This window comes from Pseudoxanthomonas indica (assembly GCF_900167565.1).
In the GTDB taxonomy this organism is placed as follows: domain Bacteria; phylum Pseudomonadota; class Gammaproteobacteria; order Xanthomonadales; family Xanthomonadaceae; genus Pseudoxanthomonas_A; species Pseudoxanthomonas_A indica.
On sequence record NZ_FUZV01000002.1, the window covers coordinates 1336806 to 1352695 of the forward strand.

Sequence of the window (15890 nt, forward strand, 5' to 3'; positions counted from 1 at the left end):
TTAGTGTTCCTTGCGGGCTTGCGCCGGTTGACCCACCAGATCTTCCAGGGCGTCACGGCTGTCGTGCAGATCGGAAGAACGGGCCACGTCCTGTCCGAGGAATTCCATGATCTCCGGCCAGCGCTCCAGGGCTTCGTCGACGGTGGCGTCGCTGCCGCGCTGGTAGGCGCCGATGGCGATCAGATCGCGGTTGCTGTTGTAGGCCGAGAGCAGCCGCTTGAGCTTGCGAATCCGATCGCGCCAGGTGTCATCGGCGATTTCGGTCACCACACGGCTGACCGAGGATTCGACGTCGATGGCCGGGTACAGGCCGCTGTCGGCCACCCGACGCGAGAGCAGAATGTGGCCGTCGAGAATCGCGCGCGCGGCATCGGCAATCGGATCCTGCGGATCGTCGCCTTCGGTCAGCACGGTGTAGAAGGCGGTAATCGAACCGCGCCCGGCCGAACCATTGCCGGCGCGTTCCACCAGCGCCGGCAGACGGGCGAACACCGACGGCGGATAACCGCGGGTGGTCGGCGGCTCGCCGACGGACAGGCCAATCTCGCGCTGCGCCTGGGCGAAGCGGGTCAGCGAATCCATCAGCAACAAGACGTTCAAACCCTGGTCGCGGAACCACTCGGCAATCGCCGTGGCGCGATACGCGCCTTGCAGTCGCGCCAGCGGCGGGCGATCGGCGGGGCTGGCCACCACCACGGCGCGCGCCAGGCCCACCGGGCCCAGCGTGCTTTCGACGAAGTCGCGCACTTCGCGACCACGTTCACCAATCAGCCCCACCACGATCACATCGGCCTCGGTATAGCGGGTCATCATGCCGAGCAGGGTGGATTTACCCACGCCCGAACCGGCGAACAGGCCCACACGCTGGCCGCGGCCAATCGGCAGCAGCGCATTGATCGCGCGTACGCCCACGTCCAGCGGCTGGGTGATCGGTTCGCGCGAGAGCGGATTGATGGCCACGCCAGCCAGCGGCACGCTGGCTTCGGCGCGGATCGGCCCGCGCCCATCCAGCGGCACGCCGTCACTGTCGATCACGCGGCCCAGCAGGCCTTCGCCCACTTCCACGCCGCCGCGACGGCGCGAAGGCACCACGCGCGCATTGGGCAGCAGGCCATGCAGTTCGGCGCTGGGCATCAGGTAGGTACGTTCGCCGGAGAAGCCGACCACTTCCGCATCGACCCAACCGCCGTCAATCACTTCGACCTTGCAGGTGGCGCCCATCGGCGCTTCGCAGCCGATCGCTTCCAGGGTCAGGCCGACCGCGCGGCGCAGGATGCCTTCGCGAATCAGCCCGTGGCTGCCCAGGTTCGGGCGGATGTTGGACAGGCGCGTGGCCAGGCGCACGTCGCGTGCGTTGATCCATTCCAGCGGTTGCGCACTCATACCGCGCCTCCACGTTGCAGTACGTTTTCCAGCGCACCGCGCAGACGCGCTTCCAGGGTGCCGTCGATACGCACGCTCTCGGCGTGTACGCGCAGGTCGCCCCGGCTCAGGCTGGTGTCGCTGATCAGGCGGGTGGCGGGGAAGGTCACCAGCAAGGGCGTCAGCGCGGCGATGTCATCCGGATGCATGCGCAGTTCGACATCGCGATTGGTGCCGCCCACCGATTCCAGCGCGGCGGTGGCCAGATCCGCCAGCAGCGCCGGGTCGGATTCGTAGGCGCGGCCGACCAGGCTGCCGGCGATGCGCACGGCCAGTTCGCCCAGCGCGCCCACCACTTCGTTCTCCAGCCGATCCAGCGGGCGCGAGAAGTTGTCCAGGATGCCTTCCATCTGCGCGATCAATCGGCGCACTTCGGTCTGGCCCTGGCCGAAACCTTCGGCATGGCCTTCAGCGCGGCCGCGCTGCAGGCCTTCGTTGTAAGCGGCGTCTTCGATCGCCTGGATTTCTTCCAGGGTCGGTGGGCGCAGCACCGGCGCCGGTTCGGCTTCGACTTCGGCAGCCGCCACGTAATCCAGCGGCGGCGCCATCCAGCGCACCGGCGTGCTCATACCAGTTCCTCGCTATTGGCGCTGAGCGAGATGACGCCCTGGTCGGCCAGGCGGCGGACGATGGCGAGGATTTCCTTCTGCGCGCCCTCCACGTCGGACAGGCGCACCGGGCCGCGGGCTTCCATGTCTTCCAACAGGATCTGCGCGGCGCGCTGGGACATGTTGCGGGTGATCTTCTCGCGCACCTTGGCATCGGCACCGCGCAGCGCCAGGCCCAGGCGATCGTTGGGCACTTCGCGCAGCATGGCCTGCAGTTCGCGGTCGTCCAGGTCCACCAGGTTGTCGAACACGAACATCAGGTCCTGGATCTTGCCGCCCAGGTCGGCGTCGATCTGGTTGATCGCGCCCAGAATGGTCTGGTCCTGGCCTGAGTCCATGAAGTTCAGGATGTTGGCCGCCACCTTGATGCCGCCGATGGTGGAGGACTTGAGATTCTGGTTGCCGGCGAACTGGCGCTCCATGATCTCGTTGAGTTCGTTCAGCGCGTTCGGCGGGATGCCATCCAGCGTGGCGATGCGCAGCAACACGTCCGAGCGCGCACGCTCGGGCAGCATCTTCAGGGTTTCTGCCGCCTGGTCACCGTCCAGATGCGAGAGCACGATGGCGATGATCTGCGGATGTTCGTTGCGCACCAGATCGGCGATCGAGCGCGGGTCCATCCACTTCAGCGTGTCCAGGCCGGTGGTGTTGCGGCCCAGCAGGATGCGATCGATCAGGCTGCCGGCCTTGTCTTCGCCCAGCGCCTGCACCAGCACCTTGCGCACGTAGTCGTCGGTGCCCATGCCGATGGAGGTCTGCTTGTCCAGCGCGTGGGTAAAGGTATCCATCACATGCACCACCTGCTCGCGGCTGACGCCGGAGATGGTGGCCATGGCGATGCCGAGCTTCTGCACTTCCTTGGCGTTCATGTGCTTGAGCACTTCGGCCGCGTCCTGCTCGCCCAGCGAGAGCAGCAGCACGGCGGCGCGTTGCACGCCGCTCAGGCCATCCTGGGGAGTGCTGTTGTTACTCATCGGTGGCCACCCAGTCCTTGACGACTTGCGCGACTTGCTTGGAATCGGTCTTCACCGCTTCGCGCGCATGGCGCAGGCGGTCTTCGTAGGCGTCGGAGGGCAGCGCACGCGGCGCATGCTGGAGTTCGGCGCGGTCCTGCTGCAGGGCGCTGATGATCTGGCCGTCTTCGTCGCCGTCTTCCACCAGCGACACGTCGATGGCTTCGTGCGTGGTCTTCTTGTTCTTCGGCGCGATGATCTGGCGCATCGCCGGGCGCAGCACGCCGAACAGCAACGCCAGCACCACCAGTGCACCCAGGCCGTAGCGGGCGATGTCGCGCACCATCGGGCTCTGCAGCCAGGGGTTGTCGAGCAGCGAGGTTTCTTCCACCGGCGCGGCTTCGCGCACGAACGGCGCGTTCATCACCGACACCGAGTCGCCGCGGTTGCCGTCAAAGCCCACCGCTTCCTTCACCAGTGCTTCGATGCGGGTCAGGGTGGCGGCATCCAGCGGCACCATCGTGGTCTTGCCATTGGCGCCGGCACGCGGGATGTGATCCACCAGCACGGCGGCGGTAATGCGACGCACGCGACCGGCCGGCTGGCGGGTGTGCTGCAGGGTGCGATCCATCTCGAAGTTGCGGGTCGCGCTGCTGGCGGTTTCCACCGGCGCATTCGGGTTCGGGTTTGCGGCGGCGGCGGGGCCGGGCGGGGTGTTGCTGGTGGCGCCGGGCACGCCTTCCGGGCCGGCCGAGGCCACCGAGTTGGAGCTGACCTGCTCGCTGCGGATCTTGGCCGGATCGTTGTTGAAGGTTTCGCGCGCTTCCTCGACCACCGAGAAGTCCATGTCCACCGCCACTTCGGCGTTGACGCGGCCCGGGCCGGTGAGCGGTTCCAGCAGTTCCTTGACGCGCTGGTTGAGCGAGGCTTCCAGCTTGTGCACGCGCTCGAACTGCGCGGCATTGAGCGCGGCCTCGCTGTTGGGATCGCTGATGGTCAGCATGCGGCCGCTCTGATCGACCACGGTCACGCGCTCAGGCGCCAGATCCGGAATGCTCGAGGACACCAGGTGCACGATGGCATCGACCTGGTTGCGCTCCAGCATGGCGCCCGAGCGCAGTTCCAGCACCACCGAGGCGCTGGCGGCTTCGCGCTGGCGGGTAAAGGCGCTGGGCTTGGGAATGGCCAGGTGCACGCGCGCGTCGCGGACCGGACGCAGGGTGGTGATGGTGCGCACCAGCTCGGTTTCCAGCGCATGCTGGTAGCGCGCGTTCTCGACGAACTGGCTGACGCCGAAGCCGGGATCGCGCTCCATCAATTCAAAACCGATGCGGCCGCTCTCGCCCAGGCCGGCGCCGGCCAGTTTCAGGCGGGCGTCGTGCAGGTTTTCTTCCGGCACCGAGATGGCGCCGGTGCCCTGGTCGAGCTGGAAGGGGATCTGCGCCGCGCGCAGCATGTCGCTGGCTTCGGCCGTGGCCTTGGCGTCCAGGCCGGTGTAGAGCTGGGTGTACTGCGGCTTCTGCGACCAGAAGAACACCATCAGGCCCACCGCCACCGCGCCGGCGATCATCAGCAGCGTGCCCATCTGCTTGAACACCGGGATATCGCCCATCTTGGTCAACGCTGCGCCCGCCTTCTCGGCAGTCAGCGATTCCTTGAGCGATTCCTTGGAGAGCGTCAGGGCCATGGGTCAAGAATTCCTTACAAGGGCCGGCTGTTTAGAGGGGCATGTTCATCACGTCCTGGTAAGCCTGGACGAGACGGTTGCGGACTTCGACGGTGGCGCGGAAGGCCACCTGCGACTGTTGCGAGGCGACCATCACGCGCGCCAGATCGGCGCGCGGGTCGCCCAATTCAAAGGCCTGCGCCAGGGCGCCGGCGTTCTTCTGGGCATCGTTGACGCCCTTCAGGGCGTTCTGCAGGGTGTCGCCGAAACTGGCCGCGCCGGTGGCGCCAGGCGCCTGCACGCCGGGCTGGCCAAACTGCACCGCGTTCGGGTTCTGCATCGGCTCCAGCGCACGCGGGCTGCCCAGTTGGTTCTGGTAGCTGCGTATCTGCGAGAGGATGGAGTTGACGGAATCGGTCATGGGGCAGTGGCTCGGAAGAGTTCCTTGTCGCTACCTGTGCAAGATGCGTGCCGTTCCGGTCAGCGGCCCCGGGTCAGTTTTCCGTCACCAGCGTTTCTTCCCGCTCCACCCCGTACTTGCGCAGCTTTTCCACCAGGGTGGTGCGGCGCAGGCCGAGCAGCTGGGCCGCATGGGCGACCACGCCGCCGGCGCGGTCCAGCGCGTCGCGGATCAGGTTCAGTTCGATGCGGGCGATGTGCTCGCGCAGATCCAGGCCGTCTTCCGGCAGGCGATCCATCTGCGCCACGGCGCTGGCCGGGGCGGCGGCGTCGCCGGCCACGGCAGGCGCCTGTGCCACGGCGGCGGCTTCGTCGAAGACCACCGCCGGCACGTCGGCCTGGTAGTTCTCCGGCTGGTAGCGCTTGGGCAGGTCGCTGACACGCACCAGGCCCCCCGGATGCAGCACGGCCATGCGCTCGACCAGGTTGGTCAGCTCGCGCACGTTGCCCGGCCAGGGATAGAAGCGCAGCGCCTGCAGGGTTTCCTCGGCAAAGCGCACTTCGCCGCGGCCGGTGCGGGCCAGCTGCACGGCCAGGGTGCTGACCAGTGCCGACAGGTCATCCAGGCGTTCGCGCAGGGCGGGCATCTCGATGGGGAACACGTTGAGGCGGTAGAACAGATCCTCGCGGAAGGCGCCGTCCTTGATGCGGTCTTCCAGGTTGCGGTGGGTGGCGGCAATCACCCGCACGTTGCAGCGGATGGTCTGGTTGCCGCCGACGCGCTCGAAGCTGCGCTCCTGCAGCACGCGCAGCAGCTTGACCTGCATCGGCAGGCTCATGTCGCCGATTTCGTCCAGCAGCAGGGTGCCGCCTTCGGCCATTTCGAAGCGGCCCTTGCGTGCGCTCAGCGCACCGGTGAAGGCGCCCTTCTCGTGGCCGAACAGTTCGCTTTCCAGCAGGTCCGGCGGAATCGCGCCGCAGTTGATCGCCACGAACGGTCCGTCGCGACGCGGCGAGTTCTCGTGCACCGAACGCGCCACCACTTCCTTGCCGGTGCCGGATTCGCCCAGCACCAGCACGGTGGTGTCGAACGCGGCCACTTGATCAATCAGGCGGCGCAGGCGGGTCACCGCCGGGCTGATGCCGGTGGGGCCGCTGCTGTGCACCGACTGGGCCTGGTGTTCGGTATCCAGCCGCTTGAGGCTGGCGCGGCGCAGGCAGGCTTCCAGCTGCGCGTGGCGGATGGGCGTGTCCAGCGGCCAGACGCCGGCTTCGTGCAGGCCATGGGCCTGGGCGAAGGCGCCCGGCTCGCCGTCCAGCAGCAGCACCGGCGGCGGCAGCGAAGCGCTGGCCAGCCAGTTGAAGAAGGCGCTGGTGGTCGAACCGCTTTCCACCTTGCCCACGATCACCGCCATGAAGTCGTGCGGGCGATGGCGACCGATGTCGATGTCGGACGCTTCGGCGGCCCAGCGCGGGGTGAGGTCCATGAACTCGAGCAGATCCGTCACCCGCACGGCGCGGGCGTTGTCGGCATCGAGAACGAGGATTCGTGATTCAGACATGGCGGTTGTCTCGGAACTTTTCCAGGATGGGCAAGACTTCCTGGATGTAGGAAAGCTTGCTGACGAATTCATCGGCGCCGGCGCGATTGGCGTGTTCGCGGTGTTCGGCATCATCGAAGTGGCTGGCGATGACGATGAAGGGGGGCTGGTCTTGCGTCTTGATCAGGCGGGTGGCTTGCAGGCCGCCCATTTCGGGCATCGCCAGGTCCATCAGGATCACGTCAGGACGCAGCGATTCGGAACGTTCGATGGCTTCCAGGCCGTTGTTGGCGCGGCCGACGATGTCGAGCCAGTCCAGCTTGCGCAGGTGGCGGATGGCCGCGTTGATGAAGCCTTCGTGGTCGTCCACCAGCAGTACGGTGATCTTGCTCATCCCTATGTCCTCAACCGGCCTTGGCCAAAGCGGACACGTTACCCCGGCGGCGGTCGCGGGCGGGAGCGATATCGAGCTGTTCCCGGTACTTCGCCACAGTTCTGCGTGCCACATGGATGCCCTGGCGGGCGAGCAGGCCGGCGATGGCCTCGTCGGCCAGCGGCTTGGCCATCGGCTCGCTCTCGATCAGCCGGCGCACCATCGCGCGCACGGCCGGGCCGGAGACGTTGGCGCCTTCCAGGCGTACCGCAAAGAAATGCTTCAACTCGAAGGTGCCACGCGGGGTCTGCATGTACTTGCCGGTGGTGATGCGCGAGATGGTGGATTCGTGCATGCCGATTTCGTCGGCGATTTCCTTCAGCGTCAACGGCGCCATGGCTTCGTCGCCGTGGGCCAGGAAACCGGCCTGGCGTTCGACAATCGCACGGGCGGTGCGGATCAGGGTGTCGTAGCGCATCGACAGACCGCGGGTCAGCCAACGGGCTTCCTGCAGCATCTCGCGCAGCTTGCGCGCACCTTCGCTCTGGTCGGCCTGTTCCAGCGCACGCTCGTGCATCGGCGACACCGACACGCGCGGGGTGGTGGCCGGGTTCAAGGCCACGCGCCAGGAGAAATCGGCGTGCCAGGCCACCACGTCGGGGATGACATAGCCGGTGGCGGCCGGCGCCAGCGTGTCGGCCGGGCGCGGCTGCAGCGACAGGATCAGGCGGATGCCTTCGCGCACCTGCTCCACATCCAGATTCAGGCGCAGGGCCAGTGCTTGCTCGTCATGTGCGGCCAGCAGTTCCAGCGCTTCGGCCAGGATGCGCGCGGCAATCGCACGTGCCGGCACGCGGCCGGGCAGGGCGGTCAGTTGCACCTGCAGGCATTCGCGCAGATCGCGTGCGGCCATGCCGGTGCATTCGCCGTGCAGGATTTTTTGACGGATGCTTTCGGCATGCGTCTTGCTGATGGTGAAACGCTCGGCGGCGGCATCGGCCAGCACGGCGACGTCGTCGCTGAGGTAACCGGAATCGTCGGTGTTTTCCAGCCAGAACGCGGCGATGGCCAGGGCGTCGCGGTCCATCTCCAGCGCCAGTGCGGTGAGTGCACGCACTTGCGGGTCGGAGGATTCGCCGGCTTCGATATTGGCCATGCGATCGTCGTCGCCGTCCTGCCAGCTCGAACGGGCCACGTCCCACAGCGAGGACTCGGGCAGTTCGTCGAAGGCGGCGGTGTCGAGCGCGGCGTCGGCGGAGTCGCCGGCCAATTCGGCGGCGGGCGCTTCTTCGTCCAGTTCCAGCAGCGGATTGTTGTCGAGCGCGCGGCGGACTTCCTGCTCCAGCTGCAGGCCATCCAGTTGCAGCAGGCGAATCGACTGCAGCAGTTGCGGCGTCAGGTGCAGCTGTTGGCCCAGCTGCGCGGTCATCCCCGTCTTCATTTCGCTCTATCCCCGTGGCAGCGCCGGTAGTCCGTCGCCGTGGAGAAAGATTGCGCCGCCGGTGGCGGAAAAATAATCGGGGGGTTTCTGATCTTTATCAGTACGTTCCCGACGCGGGTGTCGGGGTTTTACCTACAGCGCCGGACTTGCGTCGGGGAAAACGTCATCGGGCTGGCGCGGGAAAGCCAATGGCCACGGGGACTTGCGGGGAACAGGCCGCGGCTGCACAGCACCTTGCAAGGTGTAGGCCAATGGTGGGGTGTCAGACCAGGTCGTTCTGGTGGCGCGCGGCCAGCAGCAGCAGATCATTGGCGCGGCGGCAGCCCAGCGATTCCATCATCCGCGCGCGGTGGGTTTCCACGGTCTTGACGCTGATGCCCAGGTTGGCGGCGATTTCCTTGCTGCTCATGCCGCCGCCCAGCTTGCGCAGGATCTGCAACTGGCGCGGCGAGAGCGCCTCGATGCCGGTGGGGCGCGAGGGATTGAGCAGCGGGGCGAGCATCTTGGAAGACACCTGCGGGCTCAGGAACACCTGGCCGGCGGCGGCGGCGCGCAACGCCAGTTCCAGTTCCATCGGCGCGGCTTCCTTGACGATGAAGCCGGCGCAGCCGCGATCCAGCGCGCTGCGTACCTGGGTGGGATCGTTGTGCATGGACATGATCACCACCTTGGTCAGCGGCAGCATCTCCTTGAGCGGCTTGAGCAGATCCAGGCCGCTGCGGTCGGGCAGCGACAGGTCGAGCAGGATCAGGTCGGGGCGGTGGATGGCCGCCAGGTCAAGCGCCTGCTGCGCATCGGAGGCTTCGGCCACCACATCCACGTCGGCGACGGATTGCAGCAGTCGGCCGATGCCGGCACGAACCAGAGTGTGGTCATCAACAATCAAAACACGCACGGAGAACCAACAACTGCGGCGGGGGATGGGGAGACGATAACGGTCTGCCGGAATCCCGCCAATGTGAGTTTAGTGACGGAGACGTGAAAGTGGGATGCCAATCACAAATAACGTTTTCGCGTGCCGGAAATCTGGCGACTGACGCACAACCAGCACGTGCACGAAGTCGCCAGTACGCCGCAGCATGGCAAAGCCGGCAAAGCGTAATGCGCGAAGACTCAGCCTTGTCGGGCTTGCCGGGCTTCGGCGATCTGCTTGCGGTGCAGGCGGAACAGGTGGCGATCCAGCGCTTCGGCCAGGCCCGGACTCAGCGGTGCGAAGCGCAGCCAAAGATGATGCTGGCCGTCGGTGGTGGCGAGTTCGCCGATCACGCGGGCGGGAAGTTCCAGGTGATCGCTGAGCCAGCTGGCCGGCTCGATCAAGGCCACGCCGGCATCGCCCAGATGGCTGTTCCAGGCTTGCATGCTGTCGATGCGCAGGCCGTTGTGCGACCAGCGCACGGCGCGCAGGGGCAGGGCATCGGCCTGTTGCCGGGCCAGGCGGCCGATCAGGTTGAGCATCAGATCGACTTTGGCTTCCAGGCGCTGGAAGGCCTGCGGCAATTCATTGCGTTCGTCGCCCTCGTCGCTGCTGCGGGCGTCTTCGGCGGTGGCGATGGAGCGCAGCAGCGCTTCACCGGCCTGCGGCGGCAACTGCCGATCGCCGCCGCGCCAACCGGCCGGCAGCCAGGCCTCGCAGGTCAGCACATCGGCAAACAGTTCGGCTTCGGCGGGGTGATCCAGAACCGGCACTTGCGCGACCATGCTTCAACCCCCCGAGGTGGCCAGATAGGCGCGGGCCGCGTGGCCGGCCTGTTGGGTGGAACGCATCTGCCGGGCCGCCTCATCGCGGGCGTCGCGCAGGCGATCCTGCAACTGCAATTGTGCATACAGCAAGTTGCCCAGCGCATCGGCGCCGGCATCGCGGCCGACCGCGGCGTGCATGAAATCGCGCACGTCGCGATCATGCTGGTTCAACAGCACCTGCACCGACTCCAGTTCGCCGTTCTGCAGCTGCGCGTGCATGGTCTGCAACTGCGCGAACAGATCATCCAGGGCGACCGGCGGCATCGATCAGGCTCCGTGGGCCATGGCGGGGCGCTGGCGCTGTTCGGACGGAATGGCGTTCCAGGCCGATTCGATCTCGCCCAGCAATTCCAGCGATTCGCGCAGGGCCGAGGCATCGTTGTGCAGGTTGGCCTCGGTCAAGCGGCCCTGCAGGTAGTCGTAAAGCGCCGACAGACTGCCGGCGATTTCGCCGCCGGCCTCATGATCCAGCGAGCCGTTGAGGTGGCCGATGATCGCGCAGACTTCGCCGATGGCCTTGCCCTTGCGGGCCAGGTCGCCGTGCTCCATGCACGCCTCGGCCAGGCGGATGCGTTCGCACGCACCGGCCAGCAGCAAGGCGACGAGACGATGCGGGTCCGCTTCCATCACGGCACTGCTGATGCCGGTGTTGCGGTACTGCGCGGCGTAAGACTGGGCTGACATTCCGGTTTATCTCCTGTTCCCCGCGTCCAGCGGGGCGCGGGTGAATCACTCAGGTTTGGGCGGCCAAAGCGGCCAACTGTTGCGAAAGGTAGGAACTGGTGGTGTTCATCTGCGAAATCATGCTGTCCAGCGCGACGAACTGCGCCTTGTAGCGGTTGCCCACGGCTTCCATGCGGGCTTCCAGCGCGGTGCGCTGGCTGGTGACGTCCTTGATTTGCGCGTTGAGCGAATTGGTGCGTTGGGTAAACGCGCCTTCGGTGCCGATGTAGCTGCCCACGGCGGTCTGCAACTTGGCGGCAAAGCCGGTGTCGCCGGTGAAGGCGTTGCGGATCTTTTCCGGGTCGGCGGTCATGGCCGCGTCGAACTTGGTGGCGTCCAGCACCAGGGTGCCGTCGGAGGACGGGTAGCCCTTGGTCTGCAGGCCGAGCGTCTTGGCATCCAGGCCCTGCGCCGACAGGTCGCTGAGCAGGTTGCCCAGCAAACCGCGCAGTTGGCCCGAGGCGCTGCGCATCTGCGCATCGCCGGTCAGGGCCGAGGGGGTGTCGTTTTCGGCGTCGTACTTGGTGGCGGTGTTGATGGAGGTGATCGCGGCGTTGTACGCGGTCACGAAGTCCTGCAGCAGCTTGCGGCTGGCGGTGAGGTCGCTGGACACGGTGACCACGCTGGTGCCCTTGGTCTTCAGGTCCAGCACCATGCCGGGCACGGCGTCGGTGATCTTGTTGTTGTCGGCGGTCACTTCCAGGCCGTCGATGGAGATGCGGGCGTCGGCGGCCGGCACGCGTTCTTCCATGCTGGTGACCAGGGCCTGCAGGTCGCTGCCGCCTTCGGAAAAGCTCAGGCTGACGGTGTTGGCGGCGCCGGTCTTGTCCGAGCCGATGGACAGGAACTGGCCGGCATTGGAGGTGATGACGCTGGCCTGCACGCCCTTGCTGCGGGCGGCGTCGTTGATGGCGCTGCGCACGTCGACCAGGCGGGCGCCTTCGGCGATGTAGATTTCGATGGCTTCGCCGGCCACGGTGAGCGTCAACTTGCCGGCGCCAAAGGTCTGGTCGGCGGCCACGGCGGTGTTGGCCATCCATTTGTTGGCGGTGGCCAGGTCCAGCACTTCGATGTTGTAGATGCCGCTGGGGGTGCCTTTGCCGACGGTGGCGCCGAGGGTGGCGTCGGTGCCGACTTTGACGGCGCGGTTGTCGAAGGCGTCGCTGGCTTTTAGGGCCTTGAGGGCGGTTTCGAGGTTGCTGAAGGCGGAGCTGACGGTGCCGAGGGCGGAGATCTTGTATTTGGCGCCGGTTTCGATGCGGTTGAGGCGTGAGTCGGCCGGGGCGCGTTCGGCGGCCACCAGTTTTTCCACCATGCCGGTGATGTCCAGGCCGGAGCCGATACCACCGTAACCGAGCGAATAGTCTGCCATTGAAGGATCTCCTGTTCCCTTTTGCGGAAAAGGGCGTGGGGGCCGGCATGACATTCGCAGGCGAATGTCGTGCTGACCCGTGTAGTGGTAGCGGCCACGGCACGCCGATCTTTAGGCCCGCATTTCTCCGTCTCCCACTGCCGGGGCTTGGGCCCTGGTCAGTGAGAAATGCGGGCTCGGGGGAGGGGATGCAGGGTTTGTGCCAAAGGGGGGCGTGGGCGGGTGACAGGGAATGTGGCCGCCCCCTGTAGGAGGGGCTGACCAGACATGCGTCTGTTAGGAGCCAGCCCCGAACCCCGTAGATCGCCCGAATCCGGTATCGCTTGCTGACCTGAATGTGGCTAACGAGGGCTTTTGGCTCTTCGGTTCGTTGGCGCTGGCGCGGTGGGTCTTGGGTGGGTTTGTTTTCGCGCGCTCCCCGCGGGGGGTCACTTTTCTTTGCTTGTGCAAAGAAAAGTAACCAAAAGAAAGCACACCCCGGACGTCGCGCCCCCACGGTAAGGCAGTGGGGGTCCGTGGCGGCGGAGCTGATTTTTGGACGGCACATCCTGTGCCGGCCAAAAACGCCGCACATCCATGTGCGGCGCCCTGCGGGTCTACGCTCCGCCTCCACCGCTCCTAACGGGGCCCGAAAGCCGAAAAGCCGAAGCCAAGTCCGAAGCCAAAGCCAAAGCCGTAGCCGTAGCCGTAGCCAAAGCCGAAGCCGAAGCCAAGCGCAAGGGCAAGGCGCAAGGCGCAAGGCGCAAGGCGGAAAGGTCCGTGTGCAAGGTGAGCAGCTCCGTCCGCAATTCAAAAAGCGTTGCCGGTGGAGGAAGAAGGGGCGCTCGCAAGGTTGAAAGCCTTGCGTGCAAGGAAGAATGCTCTGCACGCGGAGCTAAATGCTTTGCACGTGGAGTTCGGAGCACAGCGCGCGAAGCACATTGCATTGCCGGTGCTGCTCGGAGCTTTGCTCGCGAAGCAAATTGCTTCGCCTGTGCTGTTCGGAGCATCGTGCGCGAAGCAAAATGCTTCGCCAGTGCTGCTCGTAGCATCGTGCGCGAAGCAATTTACCTTGCGGTTCGTGCTCGGAGCCCCTGCGGTTGTTGGGGATGGGCTGTCGCCAGGCTCGCCGGGGGGTTTTCGCCTCGTGCGCCTCGTCGGATTACGTCGGGCCTCAACGGCTCGCTGACCCTGTGCGTCATGAAAACACCCCAGAGTCTGGACGGGTGTCCCAGGTCTGGGGTGCACTTCACCGGGCCGGAGCCTGGTGCGCTTACGCGTGGGTGATGACCAGCCTCCCGTGGCCTACCGCCACCCGGACCCGCTGGCGGCGGTGGAATCCAGCCTGCTCCAGCCATTGGCCTTTGAGGCGGATATAGGGCACTGATACGTAAGGGCGGGCTTCCTCCCAGTTCTTGATCACGATAGTGCGCAGCGGGTCGTCGATGTCAGGCGGCTGATAGCCCGAAGTGCTGATGGTCAGGATGCGTTCTTGTTTGCTTGGACGTGTTTTAGGATTGGAGTTAGCCATTGACGGTACCTTGGTTGCTGTTGGTGGTTAGCGGGTCGTAGGTGTTCTCGCACCTGCGGCCCGCGCTCTTTTGCCGTGGCGTTTCTTTGATGAATTGCCAGCTGGCAGGCCCACCGTAGCGGGTGGGACAGGCGAAGGAATATCAGGAAAGTGCCCGCCGTGAGCTGGCCGAAAATCCGGAGGCGCTGTAGGGAAATGCCTCGGCGTGTGCCGGCGCGGCGATCAATGGGGAAGGAACAGCCAGAGGGCGGTTATGCCGCCCAGCACCAGCAATCCGATGCTGAATCCCAGCGTCGCCTTGTGGCCGGATTCGCTTACGCCGGCATCGATGTCTTTGGTGACCTTCCAGTAGCGGAACAGCGACCACACCAGCAGCGCCAGGCCGAGTATCACCATGCCCAGGCCTGCATTGCCGGCGTCGCGCAGCAACAGTTTTCCTTCCGGCGCCGCATTGTTCTGCACCAGGTACATGCTGAAGCGGTTGATGGTGATGCCAAAACCAATCAGCGACACCGTGGTGCGCAGGTAGGCCAGGTGGGTGCGTTCGTTGGCCATGTGGGTGCGGCCACGCGCAAGATCATTGGCCAGGTGCGGATTGTCCGCGGGCCGCTTTGGATCTTCGGGAGTGTTCATGGCGACGTGTGCGAGGGCGCTGGTCGACGTCCGGAGTCGACACATTCCCAGTTGGGGGCGCGGCAGGCATCTGAAATTCTGCTTAGCCGCCGTGCGTAAAACTACGCAGAAGCACACGCAGGCCCCGAAAAAAAAAGGCCCCCACCGAATCCGGTAGGGGCCTGGGTACTGCCAAGACGGAGGGAGACGAATCCGTCCGTATGCGACAGAGATACGTGAAACAGGAGAGAACTAGCGGAGCAGGCTCAGCACGTTCTGCGGCACCTGGTTGGCCTGGGCCAACATCGCCGTACCGGCCTGCTGCAGGATCTGCGTGCGGGTCAGTTCGGCGGTTTCCTTGGCGAAATCGGTGTCGCGGATGCGGCTGCGCGAGGCGGCCAGGTTTTCCGAGCTGGTCTGCAGGTTGGCGACCACCGAGGTGAAGCGGTTCTGCACCGCACCCAGGTCAGCGCGCGCGCTGTTGACGGCGGTCAGCGCCTTGTCGACGATTTCCAGCGCCTGCTGTGCGCCCTTGAACGTGGAGATGTCCAGGTTGGAGGCGTACTGCTTGGTGGTGGCCACCGTGCTGGCGGCGACGTCGGTCGGGGCGGTGCCGCCGGTCCAGGTGCCGGTTTCAATGGCTATACCCTTGAACGCGCCGTTGCTGCCCACGCTGTCCTTGACCGAGGTCAGGTTGATAGCGCCAGCGCTGCCCAGCTCGGCGAACACGCCGGTCTCGCCCATCTTGGCGTTGATCGCGGTGACCAGCGCGCCGGCAGCGGCGTCGCGGGTGGCCGCAGCCGTGCCCTGTGCGGCCACGTCGACGGTGTCGATGGTGACAGCGGCGCCGTCGGCGTTGGTCAGCTGCATGCCGGCGATCTTCAGCGCGGTCACGCCGTCGGCCGGAGTGGCGGTGGTGAAGGTGGCGGTGGCGAACATCGCGCCGCCCAGTGCACCGGCCTTGGCGTCGACGACCTTGTCGATGGCGATGGCCTGGCCGGCATTGGCGCCGACCTGGAACAACTGGCTGGTGAACGAGCCGTCGAGCAGCTTGGTGCCGTTGAAATCGGCCTGCTTGGCGACGCGGTCGATTTCCGAGGCCAGCTGCTTGACTTCGGCGTTCAGTGCAGCGCGATCCGAAGACGAGTTTGTGGCGTTGGCCGACTGCACCGACAGCTCACGGATGCGCTGCAGGTTGTTGCCGATTTCGGTCAGCGAACCTTCGGCGACCTGGGCCAGCGAGATGCCGTCGTTGGCGTTGCGCACGGCAACGTCCAGGCCACGGATCTGGGTGCTGAAGCGTTCGGAAATCGCCAGACCGGCGGCGTCGTCCTTGGCGCTGTTGATGCGCAGGCCCGAGGACAGGCGCTGGATGGTGGTGGCCAGCGAGGCGCCGCTGGTGCCCAGATTGCGCTGGGCATTCAGCGAAATCGTATTGGTGTTGATGACTTGTGCCATGAGATTTTCCTTAGGCGGTGTGAATAGCTAGGTGGGTGCCTGATCGGGGCGGACGGGGAAAGTGTCCGCCCC

At 65.9% G+C, this 15890-nt stretch carries 16 protein-coding genes; all 16 read right to left on the reverse strand.

Annotated features, from left to right (window positions below):
• Nucleotides 1–1383 (reverse strand): flagellar protein export ATPase FliI, encoded by a 1383-nt coding sequence (gene fliI / locus B5X78_RS16850; RefSeq protein WP_079725914.1) that lies wholly within the window; start codon nucleotides 1381–1383, stop codon nucleotides 1–3.
• Nucleotides 1380–1991 (reverse strand): FliH/SctL family protein, encoded by a 612-nt coding sequence (locus B5X78_RS16855; RefSeq protein ID WP_079725915.1) that lies wholly within the window; start codon nucleotides 1989–1991, stop codon nucleotides 1380–1382. Before B5X78_RS16855 ends, fliI begins: the two co-directional genes overlap by 4 nt.
• Nucleotides 1988–2974: a flagellar motor switch protein FliG gene (fliG, locus tag B5X78_RS16860; protein ID WP_229730788.1), complete on the reverse strand. Its 987-nt coding sequence runs from the start codon at nucleotides 2972–2974 to the stop codon at nucleotides 1988–1990. Before fliG ends, B5X78_RS16855 begins: the two co-directional genes overlap by 4 nt.
• Before the next feature lie 22 nt (nucleotides 2975–2996).
• The gene (fliF, locus tag B5X78_RS16865; protein WP_079725917.1) at nucleotides 2997–4670 is read right to left on the reverse strand and encodes a flagellar basal-body MS-ring/collar protein FliF; all 1674 of its coding nucleotides are present in this window, start codon (nucleotides 4668–4670) and stop codon (nucleotides 2997–2999) included.
• Between the two features lie 31 nt (nucleotides 4671–4701).
• Nucleotides 4702–5070, reverse strand: coding sequence for a flagellar hook-basal body complex protein FliE (gene fliE / locus B5X78_RS16870; protein ID WP_079725918.1), 369 nt, complete (start codon nucleotides 5068–5070; stop codon nucleotides 4702–4704).
• 73 nt (nucleotides 5071–5143) lie between these two features.
• Nucleotides 5144–6610 (reverse strand): sigma-54 dependent transcriptional regulator, encoded by a 1467-nt coding sequence (locus B5X78_RS16875; protein WP_079725919.1) that lies wholly within the window; start codon nucleotides 6608–6610, stop codon nucleotides 5144–5146.
• Complete coding sequence (locus B5X78_RS16880; protein ID WP_079725920.1) at nucleotides 6603–6983, reverse strand: response regulator; 381 nt, start codon at nucleotides 6981–6983, stop codon at nucleotides 6603–6605. Before B5X78_RS16880 ends, B5X78_RS16875 begins: the two co-directional genes overlap by 8 nt.
• A gap of 10 nt (nucleotides 6984–6993) precedes the next feature.
• Nucleotides 6994–8403 (reverse strand): RNA polymerase factor sigma-54, encoded by a 1410-nt coding sequence (gene rpoN / locus B5X78_RS16885; RefSeq protein WP_079725921.1) that lies wholly within the window; start codon nucleotides 8401–8403, stop codon nucleotides 6994–6996.
• Nucleotides 8404–8665: 262 nt separating this feature from the next.
• A complete protein-coding gene (locus tag B5X78_RS16890; RefSeq protein WP_079725922.1) occupies nucleotides 8666–9298 on the reverse strand; it encodes a response regulator in 633 nt (210 codons plus the stop codon).
• Between the two features lie 218 nt (nucleotides 9299–9516).
• Nucleotides 9517–10101 carry a PilZ domain-containing protein gene (locus B5X78_RS16895; protein ID WP_079725923.1) on the reverse strand — a complete coding sequence of 195 codons (585 nt, stop codon included), beginning with the start codon at nucleotides 10099–10101 and terminating at the stop codon, nucleotides 9517–9519.
• Nucleotides 10102–10104: 3 nt separating this feature from the next.
• Nucleotides 10105–10407 carry a hypothetical protein gene (locus B5X78_RS16900; RefSeq protein ID WP_079725924.1) on the reverse strand — a complete coding sequence of 101 codons (303 nt, stop codon included), beginning with the start codon at nucleotides 10405–10407 and terminating at the stop codon, nucleotides 10105–10107.
• Nucleotides 10408–10410: 3 nt separating this feature from the next.
• Entirely contained in the window at nucleotides 10411–10827 is a 417-nt protein-coding gene (fliS, locus tag B5X78_RS16905; RefSeq protein WP_079725925.1) for a flagellar export chaperone FliS, read from the reverse strand.
• 49 nt (nucleotides 10828–10876) lie between these two features.
• Nucleotides 10877–12238 (reverse strand): flagellar filament capping protein FliD, encoded by a 1362-nt coding sequence (gene fliD, locus B5X78_RS16910; RefSeq protein WP_079725926.1) that lies wholly within the window; start codon nucleotides 12236–12238, stop codon nucleotides 10877–10879.
• Nucleotides 12239–13490: 1252 nt separating this feature from the next.
• On the reverse strand, nucleotides 13491–13748 hold the full coding sequence (locus B5X78_RS16915) for a SymE family type I addiction module toxin (RefSeq protein WP_079725927.1): 258 nt from the start codon (nucleotides 13746–13748) through the stop codon (nucleotides 13491–13493).
• Between the two features lie 222 nt (nucleotides 13749–13970).
• A complete protein-coding gene (locus B5X78_RS16920; protein ID WP_176140895.1) occupies nucleotides 13971–14381 on the reverse strand; it encodes a YidH family protein in 411 nt (136 codons plus the stop codon).
• 231 nt (nucleotides 14382–14612) lie between these two features.
• Nucleotides 14613–15818, reverse strand: coding sequence for a flagellin (locus B5X78_RS16925; RefSeq protein WP_079725929.1), 1206 nt, complete (start codon nucleotides 15816–15818; stop codon nucleotides 14613–14615).
• Nucleotides 15819–15890: the final 72 nt, after the last annotated feature.